Annotated in this window: 19 protein-coding genes; 2 read left to right on the top strand and 17 right to left on the bottom strand. The window is 40.5% G+C overall.

All coding sequences use genetic code 11. From position 1 onward, the window contains the following. Positions 1-18: 18 nt before the first annotated feature. The 13 genes from murD to ACOT8F_RS01305 all read right to left on the bottom strand — a co-directional run bounded on the left by murD (position 19) and on the right by ACOT8F_RS01305 (position 17,021). Positions 19-1,374, bottom strand: a complete 1,356-nt coding sequence (murD, locus tag ACOT8F_RS01365) for a UDP-N-acetylmuramoyl-L-alanine--D-glutamate ligase (RefSeq protein ID WP_421649756.1) — start codon at positions 1,372-1,374, stop codon at positions 19-21. Next, positions 1,375-2,349, bottom strand: a complete 975-nt coding sequence (gene mraY, locus ACOT8F_RS01360; RefSeq protein WP_421649755.1) for a phospho-N-acetylmuramoyl-pentapeptide-transferase — start codon at positions 2,347-2,349, stop codon at positions 1,375-1,377. A gap of 344 nt (positions 2,350-2,693) precedes the next feature. Next, on the bottom strand, positions 2,694-4,166 hold the full coding sequence (locus ACOT8F_RS01355) for a UDP-N-acetylmuramoyl-L-alanyl-D-glutamate--2,6-diaminopimelate ligase (RefSeq protein ID WP_421649754.1): 1,473 nt from the start codon (positions 4,164-4,166) through the stop codon (positions 2,694-2,696). A 253-nt stretch (positions 4,167-4,419) separates the two neighbouring features. Further along, a complete protein-coding gene (locus ACOT8F_RS01350; protein WP_421649753.1) occupies positions 4,420-6,369 on the bottom strand; it encodes a stage V sporulation protein D in 1,950 nt (649 codons plus the stop codon). Between the two features lie 111 nt (positions 6,370-6,480). Further along, on the bottom strand, positions 6,481-8,655 hold the full coding sequence (locus ACOT8F_RS01345; protein ID WP_421649752.1) for a penicillin-binding protein: 2,175 nt from the start codon (positions 8,653-8,655) through the stop codon (positions 6,481-6,483). Between the two features lie 5 nt (positions 8,656-8,660). After that, the gene (ftsL, locus tag ACOT8F_RS01340) at positions 8,661-9,041 is read right to left on the bottom strand and encodes a cell division protein FtsL (protein ID WP_421649751.1); all 381 of its coding nucleotides are present in this window, start codon (positions 9,039-9,041) and stop codon (positions 8,661-8,663) included. 83 nt (positions 9,042-9,124) lie between these two features. Then, positions 9,125-10,057 carry a 16S rRNA (cytosine(1402)-N(4))-methyltransferase RsmH gene (rsmH, locus tag ACOT8F_RS01335; RefSeq protein WP_421649750.1) on the bottom strand — a complete coding sequence of 311 codons (933 nt, stop codon included), beginning with the start codon at positions 10,055-10,057 and terminating at the stop codon, positions 9,125-9,127. Between the two features lie 65 nt (positions 10,058-10,122). After that, positions 10,123-10,554 (bottom strand): division/cell wall cluster transcriptional repressor MraZ, encoded by a 432-nt coding sequence (gene mraZ, locus ACOT8F_RS01330; protein ID WP_421649749.1) that lies wholly within the window; start codon positions 10,552-10,554, stop codon positions 10,123-10,125. Positions 10,555-10,676: 122 nt separating this feature from the next. After that, a complete protein-coding gene (gene bshC / locus ACOT8F_RS01325) occupies positions 10,677-12,296 on the bottom strand; it encodes a bacillithiol biosynthesis cysteine-adding enzyme BshC (protein WP_421649748.1) in 1,620 nt (539 codons plus the stop codon). A 334-nt stretch (positions 12,297-12,630) separates the two neighbouring features. Beyond that, positions 12,631-13,509 carry a 2-dehydropantoate 2-reductase gene (locus ACOT8F_RS01320; protein WP_421649747.1) on the bottom strand — a complete coding sequence of 293 codons (879 nt, stop codon included), beginning with the start codon at positions 13,507-13,509 and terminating at the stop codon, positions 12,631-12,633. Between the two features lie 325 nt (positions 13,510-13,834). Continuing rightward, positions 13,835-15,376: an acyl-CoA carboxylase subunit beta gene (locus ACOT8F_RS01315; protein WP_421649746.1), complete on the bottom strand. Its 1,542-nt coding sequence runs from the start codon at positions 15,374-15,376 to the stop codon at positions 13,835-13,837. 13 nt (positions 15,377-15,389) lie between these two features. Continuing rightward, positions 15,390-15,605, bottom strand: a complete 216-nt coding sequence (locus ACOT8F_RS01310; RefSeq protein WP_421649745.1) for an acetyl-CoA carboxylase biotin carboxyl carrier protein subunit — start codon at positions 15,603-15,605, stop codon at positions 15,390-15,392. Positions 15,606-15,680: 75 nt separating this feature from the next. Beyond that, entirely contained in the window at positions 15,681-17,021 is a 1,341-nt protein-coding gene (locus ACOT8F_RS01305) for an acetyl-CoA carboxylase biotin carboxylase subunit (protein ID WP_421649744.1), read from the bottom strand. A 236-nt stretch (positions 17,022-17,257) separates the two neighbouring features. Between ACOT8F_RS01305 and ACOT8F_RS01300 the strand changes: the two genes are divergently transcribed. Next, positions 17,258-17,722: an N-acetyltransferase gene (locus ACOT8F_RS01300; RefSeq protein ID WP_421649743.1), complete on the top strand. Its 465-nt coding sequence runs from the start codon at positions 17,258-17,260 to the stop codon at positions 17,720-17,722. A 70-nt stretch (positions 17,723-17,792) separates the two neighbouring features. Here the strand turns inward: ACOT8F_RS01300 and gerR are convergent, their stop codons facing one another. The 4 genes from gerR to ACOT8F_RS01280 form a co-directional block, all read right to left on the bottom strand. Next, positions 17,793-18,401, bottom strand: coding sequence for a sporulation-specific transcriptional regulator GerR (gene gerR / locus ACOT8F_RS01295; RefSeq protein WP_421649742.1), 609 nt, complete (start codon positions 18,399-18,401; stop codon positions 17,793-17,795). 239 nt (positions 18,402-18,640) lie between these two features. Next, the gene (locus ACOT8F_RS01290; protein WP_421649741.1) at positions 18,641-19,402 is read right to left on the bottom strand and encodes an enoyl-CoA hydratase/isomerase family protein; all 762 of its coding nucleotides are present in this window, start codon (positions 19,400-19,402) and stop codon (positions 18,641-18,643) included. 69 nt (positions 19,403-19,471) lie between these two features. Continuing rightward, positions 19,472-19,645, bottom strand: a complete 174-nt coding sequence (gene rpmF / locus ACOT8F_RS01285) for a 50S ribosomal protein L32 (RefSeq protein ID WP_421649740.1) — start codon at positions 19,643-19,645, stop codon at positions 19,472-19,474. Between the two features lie 93 nt (positions 19,646-19,738). Continuing rightward, positions 19,739-20,263, bottom strand: coding sequence for a YceD family protein (locus tag ACOT8F_RS01280; RefSeq protein ID WP_421649739.1), 525 nt, complete (start codon positions 20,261-20,263; stop codon positions 19,739-19,741). Between the two features lie 509 nt (positions 20,264-20,772). Between ACOT8F_RS01280 and ACOT8F_RS01275 the strand changes: the two genes are divergently transcribed. Next, positions 20,773-22,014 (top strand): nucleotidyltransferase, encoded by a 1,242-nt coding sequence (locus tag ACOT8F_RS01275; protein WP_421649738.1) that lies wholly within the window; start codon positions 20,773-20,775, stop codon positions 22,012-22,014. Positions 22,015-22,098: the final 84 nt, after the last annotated feature.

Below are 22,098 nucleotides of genomic sequence, written 5' to 3'. Positions count from 1 at the left end.
CCTTTTTCGTACAAGCCCTTATTTTAGCTTATGCACGGCGTTTGCAAAAATGTCTCCTCTTTGTTCAAATGTTTTGTATTGATCCCAGCTTGCACAAGCTGGTGATAGAAGAATAACATCTCCCTGTTCAGACTCATCAAACGCCACAGATGCCGCTGTATCCACATTATCGACGCGTTTTATGACTTCTATTCCAGCTTCCCTTGCGATTCGCTCTAATTTAGGCGCTGTTTCTCCAAATGTTATGAGAGCTTTTACATTGGAAAGGAAGGGCTTCAGTTCATCAAATTCATTTCCCCTGTCAAGACCTCCGGCCAGAAGGACTGTAGGCTGCTCAAAGGCTTGCAGAGCCTTGCTTGTTGCCAGTAGATTAGTTGCCTTTGAGTCGTTGTAAAACTTTCTTCCTTCAATTGATGCAACAAACTGAAGGCGGTGTTTTACTCCGCTGAAAGCAGTGAGGACCTTGCGAATAGCCTCATTGGAGCAATTTTGTGTTTTTACCGCTAATAAAGCTGCAAGGATATTTTCAAGGTTATGTTTTCCTGGAAGAACGATATCTTTTATCTCAATAATTTTTTCATCATCGTACCAAATAGCCTCAGAAAATATGTATGCCCCTTTTTCCAATTTCCTGTGAACAGAGAAATAAACTTTTGAAGCATGTGATAGCTCAGCCAGTTCACATACTTCCTTGTCATCCAAATTGACAATTCCGATTTCATCTGCTGTCTGGTTAGCATATATTTTCCCTTTAGCAGCAGCATATTCTTTTCTCGTGCCATGATAGTCCAGGTGAGCATCAAAGATGTTCAATATCACAGCAACCTTTGGTTTAAACGTTTCTGTTCCTTGCAGCTGAAAGGAAGAAAGCTCCATCACAATTACATTTTCAGGTTTTGCATTCTGGGCAACCTCACAGGCTACTGTACCAATGTTTCCGGCAATTAACGGACGCTGTCCATCCTCTTTAAGCATTTCATAAACAAGAGTCGTTGTGGTTGTCTTTCCGTTCGAGCCTGTTATTCCGATGATTTCAGCTTCGGAAATTTGATAGGCAAGTTCCACCTCTGTGATAATCGGCAGTTTTTTTTCTAAAGCAAGCTGCAGCAGAGGATTTTTATACGGTATACCCGGATTTTTCACTACTGCGTCAACGTGCTCGTCCTTAATAAGTTCAAGGGGATGACTGCCGCAGATCACCCTGATGCCGATGGAAGCGAGCTCCTGTGCGGCCTCATTCTCTTCGTAGGGCTTCATGTCATTCACTGTCACCTTTGCTCCAAGTGAATGGAGCAGTTTGGCTGCTGCCAGGCCGCTTTTTGCAAGTCCTATAACTAATATATTTTTTCCTTTGTACGTATCGATCTGTTTCACTTACATCCACACCTCAATATAGATTCCAAGTACGGCAAAAAGTAAACCAACCGCCCAGAACGTCACGACAACGCGCCATTCCGACCAGCCGATCAATTCATAATGGTGATGAAGAGGGCTCATTTTGAAAACCCGCTTCCCTGTCGTTTTAAAAGAAATAACCTGAATGATAACGGAAAGAGTTTCTATGACAAAAACCCCTCCGACAAGCACTAACAGAATCTCAAGCTTTGTCAGAATAGCGACTGTTACGATCGCTCCTCCGAGAGCAAGTGATCCAGTGTCTCCCATGAAAACTTTTGCTGGATGGGCATTAAACACAAGGAATCCAAGTACTGACCCCACTACAGCAACGCAAAAGATGGCAACATCATATTGAGACTGGTTCCAGGCAAGAACCGCAAAAGCACCAAACGCAATTGCTGCTGTACCTGACAAAAGTCCGTCAAGTCCATCCGTAAGGTTAACAGCATTGGATCCGCCCACAAGCATGAAAACAATTAAAATCACATAAATATAGCCAAGATCAAAGGAAAAATCAGTTCCAGGTATGTGAATAGCTGTTGAAAAACCATATTGTCTGAACACAAGGTAGAAAATCACAGCAATAATAATTTGGCCGATCAGCTTTTGCTTAGACGTTAAACCAAGGTTCCTTTTCATCACTACTTTGATAAAATCATCTAAAAAACCAAGAAGTCCATAACCGAACATAACAAAAATCAGCAGCCAGGTTTCTACCCCCGGCTTTGAGAATTTTCCTGTCATGACCAGGGTTGTGATAATGATGGAGAGAATGATCATAACGCCGCCCATTGTGGGAGTCCCTGATTTTTTCTGATGAGATTTGGGCCCTTCATCTCTTATGCTTTGCCCGAATTTCAGCCTTCTCAAAAACGGAATTAGAATAGGAGAGAGTAATACGCTAATCAAAAATCCCATTATGATTGTAAATAAAATGACCTGCTGCAGCATATTATCTGCCTCCTTCCTTCCAATAAGCCGTTTTAACATGCTCATCATATGTATGATTCCAGTGAATATGTTTACTCAAACTTAACAATTCCATTACTTTCCACAACTCTTTCCTGCGTTTTCTATAATCCTGGATTCCATTAAATAAGGGTTCCGCCTTTTCTATATAAGACGGAAAGTTATTTTGTTAGGCTCTTTTCTTAAACTTTGTTGTTTTCCTATCTCTTTTTCATGAATATCCCTGCAAGTTAGACGGAAATTTTAAGAAAAGATGCCACGAGGCTATCTACATGCGTTTTCACATCCATACGAATAGCAACAATCTTTGCGAAAACAGCCTTTTGTTATTTCGCTGCACCATACTCTTTAATCGCTCTTAAGGCAGCTTCCCGATCATCAAAATCAAAAACTTCTTTTCCAATAATCTGATAGGTTTCATGGCCTTTGCCTGCAATCAGGACAACATCATTTTCCTTAGCATTCGCAATGGCAAAAAAGATGGCCTGCTCTCTATTAGAAATGGAATGATAATATTCGCCTTGAACACCTTTTTCCATATCGGCCAGAATCTCTTTAGGGGATTCGCTTCTAGGATTATCGGATGTAAATATGGGCTCATCAGCATATTCAACTGCAACTCCTGCCATAATCGGGCGTTTCGTTTTGTCCCTGTCTCCTCCGCAGCCTACAACAACAAACGTTTTTCCGCCTGCGAATTGCTTGACTGTTTTCAGAACATTTTCAAGACTGTCAGGAGTGTGGGCGTAGTCAACGATCACTGTAAAAGGCTGTCCGCCGTCAACGACTTCAAAACGGCCTCTTACGCCTTCCATCTCTTCCAGAGCATCTTTTATGACAGCAAGAGGAATACCGGATGCAAGACATGCACCAGTACATGCAAGAATATTGTACACACTGAATTTTCCTATGAGCTTCACATTAAGAGAAACCGTTTCTCCAGCTGTGACCAAATCAAAAGACGTTCCAGAAGAGGTCATTTTAATGTTTTTCGCCATAATATCAGCTGGCTCATCTATTCCGTATGTCAATACATGAGCAGAAGTCATGTGCTTATATGTCTCAGAAGCTGAATCATCCTGATTTAATACGGCATATTTAGGCTTTTCCAAATCAAATTTATTACCAAGCTGGGCAAATAATAGCCCTTTTGCCTGTTTATAAGCATCCATTGTTTTATGATAATCCAAATGATCCTGTGAAAGATTTGTAAAAACGGCAACATCAAAATCACAGCCGTGGACACGTCCCATATGAAGGGCATGACTCGAAACTTCCATAATGGCGTTTTCTACATTGTGATCGATCATTTTTCTGAAAGTTTGCTGAAGCGTCAGGCTATCAGGGGTGGTGTTTTTAACCTCTTCCGTTTTTTCGCCGATTTTAATATACATGGTCCCGATCAGGCCAGTTTGTTTTTCAGCGGCATCAAGTACTTTTTCAATCAAATGTGTCGTTGTGGTTTTTCCATTTGTGCCTGTCACACCAATAAGATGGAGATGGTGTGTGGGCTGGCCGTAAAAAGCATCTGATAATACTGCCAAGGCTCTCTTTGTATCAGAAACGACATAGACTGGTACAGGCAAATCCAGCTCTCTTTCAGCTAATACGGCAGCAGCGCCACTCTCAGCTGCCTTTGCGGCATAATCATGGCCATCTACAGTGTAGCCGCTGATACAAACAAACAAGCTTCCTTCTGAGGCTTTTCTGGAGTCCATTTCAACAGAAGAAATATCTAGATCCTCATGAACCTCTATTGCGGAATTGTGCAAATAGGATAGCAGCTTTTTCAGTTTCATTATTATCAAACCTCTCAATTTACGCTCATATGTACGATTCTAAGGAGCAATGATTTTTGCATACAGTACATATTTTATAACAATTATAGAAAAAGAGCCATCCTATTCATTGAAAATGTGAGGTTTTATCGGGTTTTGAAGCATTTTTAATGCGCTATTTTTTCATTGATGCAAGGATCAGCTCCCTTTTTTTCCATCTCTTTCAATCAGAGGAAAAAGGAGGGCTGATGACAAGGTTGAATGTTTCCGAATTCTAATTATCTTTCTTTGCATTTCCTTCCGGATCCTTGCCCATAAATATCCTAACTGTGGATCCTTCCTTCACCTTCACTCCTGCCTTTGGAGCTTGCTGAAGGACAATATCTCCCTGTCCGGCAACATCAAGCTTCAGATTTTCGAGCTGTTCTGATAGCTCCTCCTTTGAGAGCCCTAAAAGATTCGGGATTTTCACTGTTTTTATGTCTGGATATTTGTATTCTTTTTCAATCTGATTTTTACTAGGTTTTACACCTATTTCCGGAAGACTGTCCCTCATAATGTGACCTACAATAGGAGCTGCGACAGTTCCCCCAAATTGAACAGTACCCTTTGGATTGTCAACAGCCACATACACAACGAGCTGAGGATTATCCGCTGGAGCAAAACCAATAAAGGAAACAATAAAATTATTTTTCATATAAGCACCATTTTGCACCTTTTGCGCAGTACCTGTTTTACCTCCTACCCTGTAGCCTTCCACAAATGCCTTACCCCCTGTCCCTTGAGCAACGACACTTTCAAGGGCATAGCGTATCTGTTTTGAGGTGGACTCTGAAATGACCCTTCTTTTAGCTTCAGGATTCTTTTTGGAAACAACTGCCCCTGTAGCAGGATTGATCCATTCCTTTGCAACATAAGGGGTATAGAGAATTCCGCCGTTTACTGCTGCAGATACTGCTGCTACCTGCTGAATCGGCGTTACTGATACACCCTGGCCAAAAGCAGTTGTAGCCTGTTCCACAGGACCGACACGATTCAAATTAAATAGGATACCCTTGCCTTCTCCCTGCAAATCAATCCCTGTTTTTTGTCCAAAACCAAAATCACGGATGTATTTAAATAACTTATCTTTCCCAAGCCGGTCTCCAAGCGCAACAAATCCAGGGTTACAGGAATTTTGCACAACTTCAAGAAAGGTTTCGGATCCATGCCCTCCCCTTTTCCAGCACCTCAACCTTGCCCCTGCCACTTCCACTGCTCCTGAATCATAAAAATGATCATGCTCAAGGTCGACCTTCTTTTCTTCTAAAGCAGCAGCAAGCGTTATAATCTTAAAAGTTGATCCTGGCTCGTAGTTGCTCCAAACAGGCAGATTCCTGTTATAAACCTTCGGATCCACTTCTCTGTAGTTGGCCGGATCAAAATTTGGCCTTGAAGACATTGCCAAAATTTCTCCTGTATTAGGATTCATTGCAATGGCAATCATTCCATCAGGGTTGTATTCAGCCTGGGCAAGATTCAGTTCACGTTCCACGATCGTCTGTACCTTTGAATCAATCGTCAGCTCAAGCGAGTTCCCGTCAACAGGTGCTTTATAGTCATCTGCTTCCCCTGGCATCCGCTTCCCCTTTGCATCTGAATAAAATTTCACATACCCTTTTTGACCGCTCAGTTCTTTATCATAATATGCCTCTAAGCCAAGCAGCCCCTGATTATCAATCCCTGCAAATCCAAGAACATGAGATAAATAGCTTCCAAAAGGATAATACCGTTTGCTGTCTTCTGCTATATAAACTCCTTTTATACCGAGTGTTCTGATTTCTTTCGCTTTTTCATGAGAAATTTTTCTTCCTTCAGGATTAATTTTTACCATAGATGCTTTTTTTGTTAAAAATGAATAAGCCTTCTCCCTCGGCATATTCAAAACGGAGGCAAGCTTATCGGCTGCTTCAGCCGGATTCTCTATTTGCCTTGGTACAACATATACGGTTGGTGCGCTTTTATTGGTGGCAAGCTTTACCCCATTCCGGTCCAAAATTTCTCCTCTTTCAGGTTCAAACGGAATATTCCTGCTCCACAGATCCTTAGCGCCGGCTGTCAGCTTGCCGCCAAGGATAAATTGAACAAAACCGAGTCTTGCATCAATGACCAAAAAAGTTAAAAAACCGATCAACAGGACAAGGGCCAGGCGTTTTCTGACCGTTACATGAGATACACGACGCATGTTTATAATCACTCCTTGTCTTTCATCGTTCAACTATATGCTTGTACTACGCTTAATAGAACAAGCTTACAATGCAGACAAAAAAGAGACTGCCTGGGGCAGCCTCTAGTTCTAATTATTATTTTTCGCCATTTCTGATTGGCTCATAAATGTAACATTCAGAAGGAAATCTCTTTTAATAATGCTTCCTTTTGGAATGCTTTGTGATGTGACAAACCCATTTCCCTCAGCAGAAAGCCGAAGATTTAAGTGATCAGCAAGCTTTAGTACATCCCTCTTTGACCAGCCAGTCAGATCTGGCATCCTCAATTCTCCATTTGTTTGAAGTATGACCCGTTCATTAGGTGTCACAACCGTTCCTTCAACAGGATACTGTGCTGTGATTTTTGAACCTGTGCCGAGAACGATTGGGTTGAGGCCTTTTGGCTGTATTTCTTCCTTAGCAGCTTTCAAATCTTCTCCGATATAGGATTTAAACGGTTCTCCCAGGTCTTTTTTGGTTACCTCCCGTTTTTCCTTTGGTTCTTGATCTGGTCGGATCTGCAAATACTGCAGACTGTTTTTCATTACTGTTTTAAAGACATCTGAAACCGGCATGCTGCCAGCTTCCGTTGGTTTCAGCTTCGGCTGCTGCACTCCCACATAAACAAGCAGCTTAGGATCATTTGCAGGCGCCATGCCCATGAACGAAAATAGATAATTTTCTTTGCCGTGCAAGTATTTCCCGTTTGGACCTGCTACCTGAGCAGTCCCAGTCTTACCGGCAATATCGTATCCCGGTATTTGATATGGCCGCCCCGTACCGATTTTTGAATTAACGACTTTGTATAAAAGTTCCCTTACCTTTTTGGACGTTTCAGCTGATACAGGCTTTCCAGCAACAACTGGTTTGTTTTCTTTGATCACTTTACCAGAGTCCGGCTGCACAATACGGTCAATCATATAAGGCTTCATCATTGTTCCATTGTTGGCAATAGCTGATGCTGCCTGGATCTGCTGGATTGCTGTAAAGGCTGATCCCTGTCCAAAAGCTGCACTTATTTGTGATAATTGAGATTTGAAATTGATTTTGCTTCCTGCTTCTCCAGGAAGATCAATACCTGTTTTCTGATCAAATCCAAATTTTGACAAGTAGCTTCTGAATCGCTCAGGACCCAATATTTTATCTTCCAAATAGGCCATGGCTACGTTTGAAGAATGCTGAACCCCTTCATCAAATGTAATGGTGCCCCATCCAGAATCATTATGATCATGAATGGTATTGCTCCCAACTTTATACGTACCTGATTTGTACTTTTCATTGCCGTTATAGACGCCTTCTTCCATCGCCGCGGCAACTGTATAAATCTTCATTGTAGAACCAGGCTCAAAAGCGTATCCTATCGCATCATTGTTATAGTTGGTGATGTCCCGCTTGTTCGGATCAAAGCTCGGCCTTTGGGTCATTGCAAGGATTTTACCTGTTTTCGGATCTGCCACTATCGCTATCATTTTCTGAGGCTCATATTTTTTGGCAGCCTGATTCATAGCATCTTCCAGAAAGGTTTGGATTTTCTGGTCAATTGTCAGATAGACATTGCTGCCATTTTTCGGAGGCTTTATTTGATCCTTGCTATTCGGCAGCTTCCAGCCGTAATGATCGCTTTCATATTGAATGTAGCCATCCTTTTCCTGAAGCAATGAATTCAGGCTTTTCTCTAGACCCATGACTCCAGAGATCTTCTGAATTCCATTAACATCCTTCACTCCAGCATAACCTGTTATATAGGATGCAAACATGCCATTGGGGTAGAATCTCTTTTTCTCTCTAGAAAAGGCAATTCCAGGAAGGTGCAGCTTTTCGATCTTTAATTTATTTGCCTGGCTGATATTTTTTCCCTTAGGTCCAAATTCCACTTGTTTTGCCTTTTTATTAAGATACCTTTCTACCTCTGATGGTCCCATATTTAAAAATGGTGCAAGCTTCTCTGCTGTCATCTGCTTATCAACAACGTGCTGAGGTTTTTCAGGATTAATTGTTAAACTCGGGTCAAGAATAGCTGCCATTGTAAAAGAAGAAGTATCCTGTGCGATGGCCTCTCCTCGCTGGTCCAAAATGGAGCCCCGTTCTGCTTCAATGGGACGAATATGCTTGTACTTCTCTTCAGCTCTGACAGCAAGGGCTTCCCCGTCTGCAGAACCCGTAATTTGTATGTATAAGAATCTGGCTGCAACGATAAAGAAGAGCAGCGCAAAGATAACGCTTAATAGGGCTGCTCCTCTGTTCATTCCTTTATTTTTTTTCATAAAAATCAATCCTGCACTGATTTTACGTTGTTTTTGTCCAAAGTGAGTCCCATTTCTTTTGCCTTGCTCCAGATTCTTTCATAGTTGCTGAGCTCTTTAACTTGAACTTGGAGGTCGCTGTTTGCTTTTGTTTGGGAATCAACGCTTGCTTGAAGCTTTTGAATGTCAATGTTTGATTGATAAACTTGAAAACTGTTTGTTACGATTTTAATTGCACTGATCAATATTGCTGCAGTAAATAGAATTAAAAGCAATTTTTCCCCTGCAGTAATGGTGGATCTTCTTTTCGTAACGACTGTTTTCTGCTCATTAGAATGCTGTCTTTCATGAGTTTGATGCTGCTGTTGCTGGCGCCGCTGCTGAACTTTATATGCCAGGTTGCTCATGTACGAACCCTCCTCGTCCTCTCTGGATTTTCTATTTTTTTCTTTCTTGATGTTTCAATTAAAATACCTTCATGCAAACCGCACTAAATTTTTTCTGCAATGCGCAATTTTGCTGATCTTGCACGGTTATTGGCATTCAATTCTTCCACAGATGGAAGAATTGGTTTTCTTGTAACCAGTTTGATTATCGGCTCGAATTCTTTAGGTATAACTGGCAAATTAGGCGGCAGCTGCGGAAGCTCTGCAGCTTTTTTGAAGGCAGATTTGCAAATGCGGTCTTCCAGAGAATGGAATGTAATGACGCTGATTCTGCCACCAGGATTTAATAGCTCAATTGCCTGTTCAATCGCTTTTTCAAAAACCTTTAATTCGTTGTTAACAGCAATACGGATAGCCTGAAAAATACGCTTTGCAGGATGTCCCCCTGTTCGCCTTGCAGCCGCAGGTATGCCTTCTTTAATAATTTCAACGAGTTCACCTGTAGTTTTAATAGGTGATTGGGCACGTTTTGCCTCAATTTTTCTTGCAACTTGCTTGGAAAACTTTTCTTCACCATAACGGAAAAAGATTTTTACCAGTTCTTCATAAGGCCAATGGTTAACAACTTCATATGCAGATAGATCAGATTCAAGATCCATCCTCATATCAAGAGGGGCATCATGATGATAGCTGAAGCCTCTTTCAGGAGTGTCAAGCTGCGGAGAGGAAACCCCAAGATCAAATAGGATACCGTCCACTTTTTCAACGCCTCTTTCATTCAGCTCTTCTTTTAAATACTGAAAGTTTGACTTAATCAATGTTACTTGAGCCTGAAACGGCGCCAGGATTTCTTTCGCATTTTTAAGCGCGGTGTCATCCTGATCAAATGCATATAGCTTGCCTTCTGATGAAAGCTTAGACAAGAGATATGAACTATGCCCCGCTCCGCCCAGGGTGCAATCTACATATGTACCATTTTCTTTTATTTCTAATCCATCTACCGTTTCTTTCAGCAACACAGTTGTATGTTGAAACATTTGCAGTAACCACCTTTGTCAATAAATCGAATTTATGGGAGTAACAGTTTTTGCACAATAGTTTATTATATATCAAAATCGATCATATTTTCAGCAATTTCCTCAAAGGAATCTTCCTGCTGTGCAACATACTGTTCCCACACTGGCTTGCTCCAAAGTTCAATTCGATTTGAAACGCCGATGACTACACATTCTTTCTCCAGCTTTGCATAGTTCAGGAGCGGAGCAGCAATATTAACACGGCCTTGCTTGTCCAATTCACATTCTGTGGCACCCGAAAAGAAAAAACGGGTAAAGGCGCGTGCATCTTTTTTTGTAAGCGGAAGGGTTTTGAGTTTTTCTTCAAGGATTGTCCATTCGCTCATAGGATATCCAAACAAACATTGATCAAGGCCTCTTGTTAGAACAAAGACTTCCCCAAGCCCTTCCCGGAATTTGGAAGGGACAATCATGCGGCCTTTTATGTCAATCGTATGATAGTATTCTCCCATGAACATAAGGTTGCCCCACTTTCTTTCCCTAACTCACCACTTTCCCCCACTTATCTCCACTTCCTATATTACATGTTTTGTTCATAAAAAAAAACCCTGTTTTGCACAGGATTTTTAAAAAAATTCATTTAAATTTTGACAACCTTATGTTGATAATTAAAGGAATATGGCAGTTCTGTAAGATCTTGCAGAATATTGCTCCCATATTTATTCAAATAGTAATAAATGTTCCATATCCGTTCTTGAGGCTGTCTGTTCGGTTTGATTGAGTTCGCTATTCTTTCAAATTTGCTTATTCCATTGTAGTTCTGAAGTCTTATGCTTTTTTCGACAGTTTTCTCCAGAAGCGCTATCTGACTCTGAATAAAGCCTGCATTCTTTTGCACGTAACCTTCAAGACTTCCGTCCACCGCAATAGCTGCTTCTCTTAACCTCGCGTGAAGGTTGTCAATCTCTTTTTTGATTTCTTCAGCAAGCGGCTGAAATGCTACCGTCCTTCTCTTATCTACCCACGCTTCTTTCATTTCCTCAAGATCTTCCGTCATAACCGTTAATAAATCAAGATTCATCTCATTAATTTCTGATTCAATTGCTCGCTCAAGCAATGTAATATTTAAGCGGGGAACAACAGGTGACATTTTTAGGTTTAAAACTTCAAATGCTTTTTTTAATTCACCCCAATAAGTAAGCTCACCTGGTCCTGCTATAAAGGCAAGCGTCGGAAAAAGGCATTCCTGCATAATCGGGCGTGTAACAACATTATTTGAGAATCTTTCAGGATGAATGGAGAGCAAGTCGAAAATCTCGCTCTCCTCAATACACAGACCCGTGTCTTTATGGACAAAACTGCCATTTTCTTTTTGTAAAAGAAGTCTTTCCCCCTCGTGCTCATAAAAAAGATTGGCGCTGTTTTCCGTCATTTCTATAATTGGAGAAAAACCATTTTTCTTCATAACATCCTGCTGTTCACGGACAGCCTTTTCAATTGATTCATTATGCTGAATGAGCTGCTGGAAATAGTCGATTTCGAGCTTTCTAAGTTCTGGATGAGCAGAATTTACAAGAATAAGGCCTTGGTTTTTAAAAAGGTCCATTATAAGCCACTCAAAAAAATCAACAAATGTTTCAGATTTTTCGAGCGAAAGAAGAACCTGCGCTTTTATTTCATTCGTAAAATTTGTTTCTCCGAAAGACTCAAAAATGTCATCAATCCATTGGCGGCATTTAGCTGAATCAATAGCTAAGTTTGAAACAGAGCTTTTTTGAAAGGGCATTTGAGAAATACTCTTCTTTTTAACCCTGTACTTATCCTGAATGAATAAATGGTTGATCTCTGCAAAATCATGGTCTTCTCCAGCAATCCAGAAAACTGGAACAACCGGTTTGTTTAATGCCTTCTCCTGCTGTTTGGCCAGGGATAGAACAGACAGAATTTTATGAATTGTGTAAAGAGGCCCTGTCAATAGACCAGCCTGCTGTCCGCCTATAACAGCCGTACTTTCTGGGTCTCTCAATTTTTCAATGTTATTGTTAACGGTTTGGGATTGAAAACGCTCATTGTACTGAAGTAGGCAGTTAACGAGTTCCTCCCGTTTAAAAGAGCGGCTTTTCAATTCCTCCACCCTGTGAGAATACGCTTTTTGATTATGTATGTCATAGTGAAAATAAAAATCTGTATGTAATTGCTTGTTCAAAAGAGTTTGTACAAACAAATTAGAGGATGGCAGGGAGAGTTCTAAAATCTCCATATATGTACTTCCTTTCTCCGTCTAAGATAAGTCCCGAGAAGAGTATAGCATTTCTCGCAAGCTTTGTTAAAGAAAGTGTTCCCGCTTCCTCTTTATTATGATGGCTCAGTTAAAGCTTTGATTTTTACACCTTGTTGATTGGAGAGGGTGCTAAAGACTACTGCTTAGAAGAGCGTGTCAAGGGAGACCCCTGGAGGCTCTAAGGTAAGCCCGCTAAAGCTTGAGTGCCTGCTAGCTGCAATCAACAGTCAAGTTTGAAAGAGCCATTATGATAAAAAAAGGTGCTTCTATTAGAAGAACCGAAATGGTGCGGTAGTTCTTCCGTAATTTTTTCTTATGCCGAAATTCCTTTTATTGCCTTAAGTAAAAAATGAAGCACCGGAACGTGGATCTTTTTTTTCTCTGCTTCACCAAGGAGATAACCGATAATAGCATCTACTTCCGTATTTCTTCCCTGTTCTAGTTCTATATCTTGAAGCATGGAAGAATGATTGGAAGAGGTGCTCATGCAAACCTGCTCCACTACTTTAAAGCTCATATCACTTTTATTGCTGTTAAGCACTTGAATGGCTTCATCATAAATACTTTTCATCAGCTGATAATAATATGTATTTTCAATCAGCATTCCATTAGGCACTCTAAGCAGGGCTGTCAATGGGTTAATACAGGCATTGACTAGAAGTTTTCTTTCCAATAGAGACTGCCAGTCATCCTTCAGCACAATTGGAAAAGCTTCATTTTCCGGAAGCATGGTGTGAATGTTTTTTTGACCCTGCCCGAGAAAAAGACTGATTCTTGTTTCCCCTGAGCCATTATGTTTCACAACACCCTCCGCTTCTTTTTTGGCTCCATGTTCCACTGTCCCAACATAAACTTCATTTCCCTCGAGAGCATGCAGCATTTCTAAATGACCCATTCCGTTCTGAAGAAATAGTATCTGTTTTCCTTTTTCGCTTGCAAGCGCCATTACGACTGGTTCAAGCTGATATTGCTTCACTGTTACGATGATCATCTGTTCCTTATACTGATTGCTATTTGAAGCATGTATCCTGTGAAGGCTTCTTTCTGTACCATTAAGCAGCAGAATTCCCTCTTTATTGAGCAGATCTGCCTGCTCTTTTCGGTTTGTATATACTGTTATATTCGCTTGCTTCGATAAATAACTGGCAAACAGAAGGCCAATTGCTCCTCCTCCAATAATTCCTATGTCCATTTTATGCACCCCTATGCCATGATTCCATTTTTACTATATCAAAAATGAATGTTTTTCACTCATTAAACCCTTTGATTCAAGTTCAGTACATCCTAAAAAAAGGCTGTTTTCGCAGAAATTGTTGTTTTTTGTACATGCTTTTATCACGCATTTAGACTAGCATCGGGGCATCTTTTCTTAAAGTTTTTGCCATCCCAATGGTATCAAGGGCTAAATATAGGGTCATGAACAACAAAGTTTAAGAAAAGAGCCTAAAAAAAGAATGACCTATTCGAAAACAGGTCATTCTTAATGATTGGCTATAAAGCAGGGAACTGCCTATTTCTTAAACAGGATAAACGGGATGCTTTCTCTGGCCGTATAAAACGTCTTTCGTTTCAAATTGCTCCAGACGAAGAACCAGTTCATTCCTTAGCTCATCAGCAGCTACAATGTGATCAACGATTAATTCTGAAGCCAGCTTATAAATATCAATATGCTCTTTATATTCCTGCTGTTTTTGCATGACATATTGGACTTTTTCCTTAGGATCTTCCATTTCGTTAATTTTATTGGAATACACTGCGTTAACAGCTGCCTCCGGACCCATAACCGCAATTTGGGCAGTCGGCAGTGCAATGCAGACATCCGGTTCAAAAGCAGGGCCTGCCATTGCATAAAGACCCGCACCATATGCTTTACGTACAATAACAGATATTTTCGGAACAGTTGCAGAGCTCATGGCAGCAATCATCTTTGCCCCATGCCGGATAATACCTGCCCTCTCAACTTTCGTGCCGATCATGAAACCTGGCACATCCGCAAGGAAAAGGAGCGGAATGTGGTAAGCGTCACAAAGGGTAATAAATTTGGCTGCTTTGTCAGCTGAATCAATAAAAAGCACACCGCCCTTAACCTTAGGCTGATTGGCAATAATTCCGACTGCCTTTCCGTCAATGCGGCCAAATCCAGTAATCAGCTCCTGGGCAAAAAGCTTCTTGATTTCAAAAAAGCTTCCTTTATCAATTAATGCATCAATGCAATCATACATATTAAACGGAGCATTCTGATTTTCAGGGATAATTTCCGAAAGCCTTTTGGTATTAACAGGAGAGAAAGCTTCCGTTTGCTTTGTCTTATGTTTAAAATTCTGAGGGAAGTAAGTCAGATAATCTCTCGCCTGAACGATTGCTTCTTCCTCATTCTGAACAAGAATATCACCGCATCCGCTAATGGTACAGTGCATTCTGGCTCCTCCCATTTCTTCAAGTGAAACTTTTTCGCCAATCACTTTTTCCGCCATCCTTGGGGACCCAAGGTACATAGAAGCATTCCCCTCAACCATAATCACGATATCGCAAAATGCCGGTATGTAGGCACCTCCTGCAGCGGAGGGCCCAAATAAAAGGCAGACCTGAGGAATCATTCCCGAAAGTCTAACCTGGTTATGGAATATACGCCCTGCTCCTCTGCGGTTAGGAAACATATCAATTTGATCCGTTATCCTAGCTCCTGCTGAGTCCACAAGGTAAAGAAGCGGAACCATTAATTTTTCAGCAGTCTCCTGAATCCTTATGATCTTTTCTACGGTTCTTGCACCCCATGAGCCCGCCTTGATCGTGGAGTCATTCGCCATCACACAAACCGTCTGGCCATTGACCTTTCCAATAGCTGTTACGACTCCGTCTGCCGGCAGATCTCCTGCCTGGTTGTTCGCGAATTTTCCATCCTCAGTGTATTGGCCATTATCGAACAGACGGTTCAGTCTGTCTCTGACAAATAACTTATTTTGCTGCTTCATTTTTTCGTGGTATTTTGGCTGGCCCCCAGCTTCGATCTCAGCATTCTTCTCTTTCAGCTGCTGTTCCAGTTCATGAATTTTCAGCATAATTGTCCCTCCTTTAGTCTTCCAAAGTTAGCAAAAGATCGCCTTCATTTACAAAATCTCCGGGCTGAACAGAAATTTCTTTCACTTTTCCTCCAGCAAGCGTTTCAATCGGAATTTCCATTTTCATTGATTCAAGCATAACAACTTCCTGCCCGGCTGATACATCAGCACCCGCCTCCACTAATACGTTTAAAACAGTACCTGCCATGTTTGCTGTAATTTGTTTCATCTGATATTATCCCCCTAATGTATATGACTGTTTTTATGCGTTAAGCGGGTATTTTGGTACCCATAACGCCTGTGTTTAACTGATAAATGTATGATCTTTCAAATAAGATGTCGTATAATTTCCTCTGACAAAAGACTGATCCTTTAAAATATTGATAAATAGAGGGAGATTGGTTTTGATCCCCTCAATAGATGTCTCCTCTAAAAAATACAGAGCCTTACTTAAAGCGAGTTCTCTTGTTTCTGCATGTACAATAATTTTTGCTACAAGAGGATCGTAAAATGGACTTACCGTATTACCCGGCTCATAAGCCAGATCAATTAAAACGCCGGGCATATCAGGATATGTAAATGCATTTAATTTTCCTGGAGAAGGCAGAAATTTAACGGGATCTTCTGCATACAATCGGAATTCAACGGAATGCCCATTTTGCTGGATGTCATTTTGCAGCAAAGGAAGCTGTTTTCCGTCAGCTGCGATTATTTGCCACTTTACAAAATCTAGACCCGTGATAAATTCTGATACCCTGTGTTCAACCTGAAGTCTCGTATTCATTTCTAAAAAATAAAATTTTTCATTTTCATCTACAATAAATTCGAGTGTTCCAGCATTTTCATATTTAACATGCTTTGCTGCTTGAACGGCTGCCTCGCACATAAGCTGTCTTGTTCTTTCTGAAATAAACGGGGATGGCGACTCTTCAATCACCTTTTGGTTTCTTCGCTGCACGGAACAATCCCGTTCAAAAAGATGAACGGCGTTCCCATGAGAATCTCCAAAAATTTGAATTTCTACATGCCGTGCGTTAGCTACATACTTTTCAATAAATACTTCTTCATTTCCGAAGTAGGTTTTCGCTCTCGTTTTAGTCGATTGAAATACTTTCGCGAGTTCAGCCTCACTCTCGCACAAATGCATGCCGATTCCCCCGCCGCCTCCGCTTGCTTTAAGCATGACGGGATAACCGATTTCATTTGCTAAAGTGAAGGCTTCCTCCAGGGAATCAATGCCAGCTTCACTTCCTGGGATAGTAGAAACCCCCGCCTCTTTCATTGTCTGTCTCGCTTTCACTTTATCTCCCATAATAGAAAGAACTTCTGCAGAAGGACCAATAAATGAAATACCTTTTTCTCTTACTGCAGCTGCAAATGCTGCATTTTCTGATAAAAAACCATAGCCTGGATGAATCGCATCCGCTTTTTCTTTTACGGCCAATTCGAGGATAGCATCTGTTTTTAAATATGATTTTAAAACAGGCGCTTCTCCAATGCGGAAAGAAAAAGTTGCTTCTTTAACATAAGGAAGCTCTTGATCAGCATCAGAATAAATGGCAATAGTTTCAATCCCCATTTGTTTGCATGTTTTTATAATCCGAAGTGCAATTTCACCCCGGTTTGCAATTAAAATTTTTTTCAAGCTCTTACCCCCTTTGAAATTTGATCAATCCACATCCCTCATACCATTTCATTGTTTCCTAGATTATTTTCTACAATAATTTCAATATTCCTTCAAAATACATGTAAGCGTTTGCTATTTTTGTTCTTCTTCCAATATTCGTGATATAATGAAGTAAGACTTATTGTTTAAATTTTAATAAGATTTTGTTTATTACTAAATCTAAAGAGAGTGAACTGCTTCGAGGGGGAGATAAGATGCACAAGGTGGAACGTTTGGTCATTAACTACAAAACACTGGAGGAATTTAAAAAGTTCAAGGAATACGGCCTCCAGGAATTATCAATGCTTGAAGACCTTGAGGAAAATATCATTGAAAATGACAGCGAATCACCTTTTTACGGGATATACTTTGGTGATAAATTGGTGGCTCGAATGAGTTTATACAAGGTTGATAAAAAGCTTGATCAATATTTCGAACCAAAAAGGGATTACTTGGAGCTTTGGAAGCTTGAGGTATTGCCCGACTACCAAAAAGAAGGATACGGAAGATCTCTCGTGGAATTTGCCAAATCCTTTGAACTTCCCATTAAAACCAATCCGAGAGTTAAATCAGCCGAATTCTGGTCCAAAATGAACTTTGAACCGGTTAAATATGATATGGAAAGAGATAAAGGGGAAAATCCGCTTATTTGGTATCCTCCAGTTTCAAGCGATCACTAAATCAGCACTTATACAAGAAAAGGGTCTGGCCCAAAAGGTTATGTTTAAACACCTTTTAGGAACAGACCCTTTACTTTTCGATTCTTTCCAGATTTCCATTGCGATCCATCTGAAATTTCACTTTCCGGTTTCTTTCATCATCCTGGAGGACAACCATCTTGCGAGCCCGTTCCATAATTTCAATTAAAGCCGAGTAATCTTCTTCTACTAGCTGCAGGCTATTTTGCAATGTCTTCTTTTCCTGTTCCAATTTATTCACAAGAAGTTCAAGTTTGGATACTTTCTCAAGAAGTTCACTGTTCACTTTCTTGTAATCCTCAATGGAAGAATTCCCTTCAATTTGCTGCAAAAATTGAATGACATTTTTTAAGGATAAATTCTCTTTTTCAGCCTGAATATTGGCTGCAGCTTCAATAGCCTCTTCAGGGGAAGCCGCAGACGGTACTGTTTTCCGCAATTCTTTCCGCTGTCTTTTGGCAAGCTCTATGCCTGTTTTATATTGCTTTCTGACATAGGAGTTCCATCTGAATCCGCATGCAGCTGCAGTTCTGGAGAGCTTTCTCCCTACTTCTTCAAAAGCTGCAAGCTGTGTTCCGCCTTCCCGTATATGCCTGAGGACTACTTCAGCAAGCAGCAAATCTTCATCTTGGTTCCACGCATCCTGACGAGTTGTAGTCATATCTATCCCTCCACTAGCTGTTTTTAAAGGCTCATATCGAAGGTTTTGTTTGCTTTCGGCTCTATAGGGATCTCAAATAAAAGTATGATTTGAAGAGGGATAAAGAGCCCCAAACCTTGTTCGCTGCGCGGATTAAACAAAATTAGCCTCCAACAAGACCTATGCGAAAACAGCCTTTTCTAAAACATATGCCGCTGGTAGAAAAGATAGACTATGCAGTTCTCTATTATATATTCAATTTATTTGTCCAAAAATCTCTGTACAGCGTCCAAATGAGCATCTTTCTCCCATAATTCTGAACAAAGCCTGATTTCTTCCTCCATTCGGCCCCATAGGCCGCTCATCTCAAGCTGACTTTTCTTTATCTTTTTATATCCTGCAAGGACCTCATGATGATCCAGGAGAAAGCCATTTACAGCAGAAAGACCGTTGTCGTAAAGATCATTTTCATCAAGGAGATGGGTGATAAAACCTAGCTCGCGGGCTTCTTCAGCCTTGTATATTTTTGAGGATGCAAGCATCATCATCGCTTGATCATGAGCAAGCTTTTCAAAAAGAAGCGTGCCTCCGCCCCAGCCGGTTGTAATCGCAAGATTTCCTTGAATGAAGCCCAATTTCACACCGCGTTTTGCTGTACGAATATCCGCAGCACAAGCGATTTCACATCCTCCCCCAACAGCTGTACCATTGAGGAGGGCAACTGTCGGCACTGGGAACAGGGCTATTTTGTAAAGGATTTCTCCCATTTTTCTGAGCATGGAATAAGCATCTTCCTTATGATGTAAATGACGAAAGGCTGATAAATCTCCCCCTGAACAAAATGTTTTTTCTCCGCTCCCTGTAATCACCATTCCCCTGATGTCTTTTCTTTTTTCCGCTTCTGACAAAATGTCATCCAGCAGATCCATTACTTCAAAATCTACTGCATTGTGACATTCCGGCCTGTTGATTGACACTTCCAATAGGCCGTTGAACGTTTCCTTCACAAGCACTTTCCCCATCCCTTTGCACCCCTTTTGTATGCAAAAAAATCGCAAAGCTTTAATAGCCTTGCGATTTCTCTGACGAACTTATTTTTCAACTACTTCTTTTCCTTTGTATTGTCCGCATGCTTTGCAAACGCGATGAGACATTTTCATTTCACCGCAGTTTGGGCATTCTACCATACCAGGCACTTGCAATTTGAAGTGTGTACGACGTAGTCTTTTTCTAGTTTTGGAAGTTCTTCTAAAAGGTACAGCCATTCTTCCCACCTCCTTAACGATCATAAAGCATTCAATTTAAATAATGAAGCCGGTTAATATCCGATCTTCTTCATTCTGTTAATAAGCTGATGATCAGCTTTTTTTATTGTTATCGAAGAATTTGGCCAAATCGGCAAGCCTAGGATCGACCTTCGCTTTGCTTTCCTCTTCGGAAATAACTTGCCAGTCTTTTCCTTCTTGAGGAGCCGCACCTTCTTCGTTAACGTTGTCACTAAAAACCTGTATAGGTATTTCAAGAAGAATCAGCTCTTTTATGACCGGAATCAAATCAACGCTGTCTCCTTCAAGCTGATGAATCTCAGGCTCTTCTTCATCAACATAATCAGTAGGCTTCAACAGATAAATTTCTGTTGTGTCAATTTTAAATGGATATCTTACATCAACTAGCGTTCTTGCACAAGGAAGAATCATGACGCCTTCTATGATCAAATGGAAAGCAGCTTTAGATGAAGTGATATCCGCTCTGCCTGAAACATGAACAGGCTCTACTCCGCGCAATTCATCATGTTCATTTTTCAGCTCATCCAAATTGATCGTTTCGTCAATTTCCAAACCTTTGCTTTGATACTGATATAACTCATTTATTGACCATTTCATATGTGATCACCTCAAGGCAACAAAGGTAATTATAGCTTTCGCCATATTATTTGTCAATATTTTTTCTTTACACCTAAAACTGTTTACTTTGTCCATTATATTCATTTTTTTTCAATTTGTAAAATTTCCAGGAATGCTTAGAAAATAACTGAACCGTCAATAGTATAGCTAAAGCTCTTTCTGAAAGAAAACCCTGTTTAAGTATTTTCTTGCACACAGGATAAGAAAAGAGACTTATAATAAGTTCAATGAAATTTCAGCTGATTCTATTAAGAGATTTTTAATGAATGCTGTATTCGCAAAGATTGTTGCTATTAGGATAGTCATAGTACACGCATAAAGATTAGCTTCGAGGCTTCTTTTCTTAAAATTCGCAAGTGTATCCTTGATCTATATTCACTTAAATGGATGAAAAAACAACAAAGTTTAAGAAAAGAGCCTTATTGAATGACAAAGTAAAAAAAGTTTAAATACAGAGCCTAAAAGAAAAATAGAAAGGAAGAAAAAGGATGAATGTATTAGGAATTGTTGTTGAATATAACCCTTTTCATAATGGGCATTTACTCCACCTTCAAAAGTCGAAGGAAGAGACTGGGGCAGATATTGTTGCTGCAGTTATGAGCGGTCCTTTTCTTCAGCGCGGTGAGCCTGCATTGGTCTCAAAATGGTACAGGACCAAAATGGCTCTTTATGGAGGAGTTGATCTTGTCATTGAACTGCCCTATGTATTTGCCTCACAAAAAGCCGAATCATTCGCGAGCGGGGCCGTCTCAATCCTTGATGCTTTAGAATGCACTCACCTTTCCTTTGGTAGCGAGCAAGGATCGATTGAGCCTTTTTTATCCTCTTACGAAATGATTTCTTCGAACAAAATACAGTACGAATCTGAAATAAAGGAGCAAATGAAGCAGGGCATCAGCTATCCTCAGGCTCTCTCCAATGCCTTCAAGAACATTTCCAGCCAGAGAGAAAACCTTGCAGACCTTACTAAGCCAAACAACATTCTTGGTTTTCACTACATACGCGCGATAAATGAACAGCGTTCTTCCATTGTGCCAGCGACAATCATGAGGGAAGCAGCAGGATATCATGAAGAAAAGCTTCCTTACGGCTCAATAGCCAGCGCTACAGGCATACGTAAGGCTTTATTCAGCAATGAAGGACAAAAATCTATTACAGACTATGTTCCTGAATCTACATGGGACCTTCTTAACCAGGATTCTATAAAAACAGACCCTTTCCGATCATGGGAAGATTTTTTCTCACTGTTGAAATATACAATCCTCACCATGACAAAAGGAGAATTAGCCGATATTTACGAGGTAGAAGAAGGCTTGGAGAACAGAATCCTGTCTTTCATTAAAGAATCACTAACTTTCAAGCAGTTTATGGAAAAGTTAAAAACAAAACGATATACATGGACAAGACTTCAAAGAATGTGTGTCCATATTCTGACCCGAACATCTAAAAAAGATATGGCTTACGTACTTCAGCAAGAAACTTCGAGATATTTAAGAGTTCTTGGCATGTCAAAAAAAGGACAGCAATATTTAAATCAAAAGAAAAAAAAGCTGAAGCTTCCTCTTATCACGAAAGTCTCCTCTTTTCATGATCCAATGCTTGAGCTTGACTTGAAAGCATCCAATATTTACAATATGGTCCTGCCTGAGCCGATGCGGTCAGCAAGATTGCGAGAAGAGTATGCAACACCGCCGATCCGGTTTGATGAAGAAGTAAACAGGCTGATTTGAAATATAGTTAATCCTTCTTCTGCGCAAAGCCATCTATAGAATGGATTAAAAAGATAAAAAGGTCCTATGCTTCTAGAGCAGGAC

Origin of the sequence: Chryseobacillus diguaensis, from assembly GCF_049220665.1 — a bacterium.
Classification (GTDB): Bacteria; Bacillota; Bacilli; order Bacillales; family Bacillaceae; genus Metabacillus_B.
The sequence above is the reverse complement of the archived record's forward strand: the minus strand, read 5'-3'. Positions and strand labels throughout refer to the sequence as shown.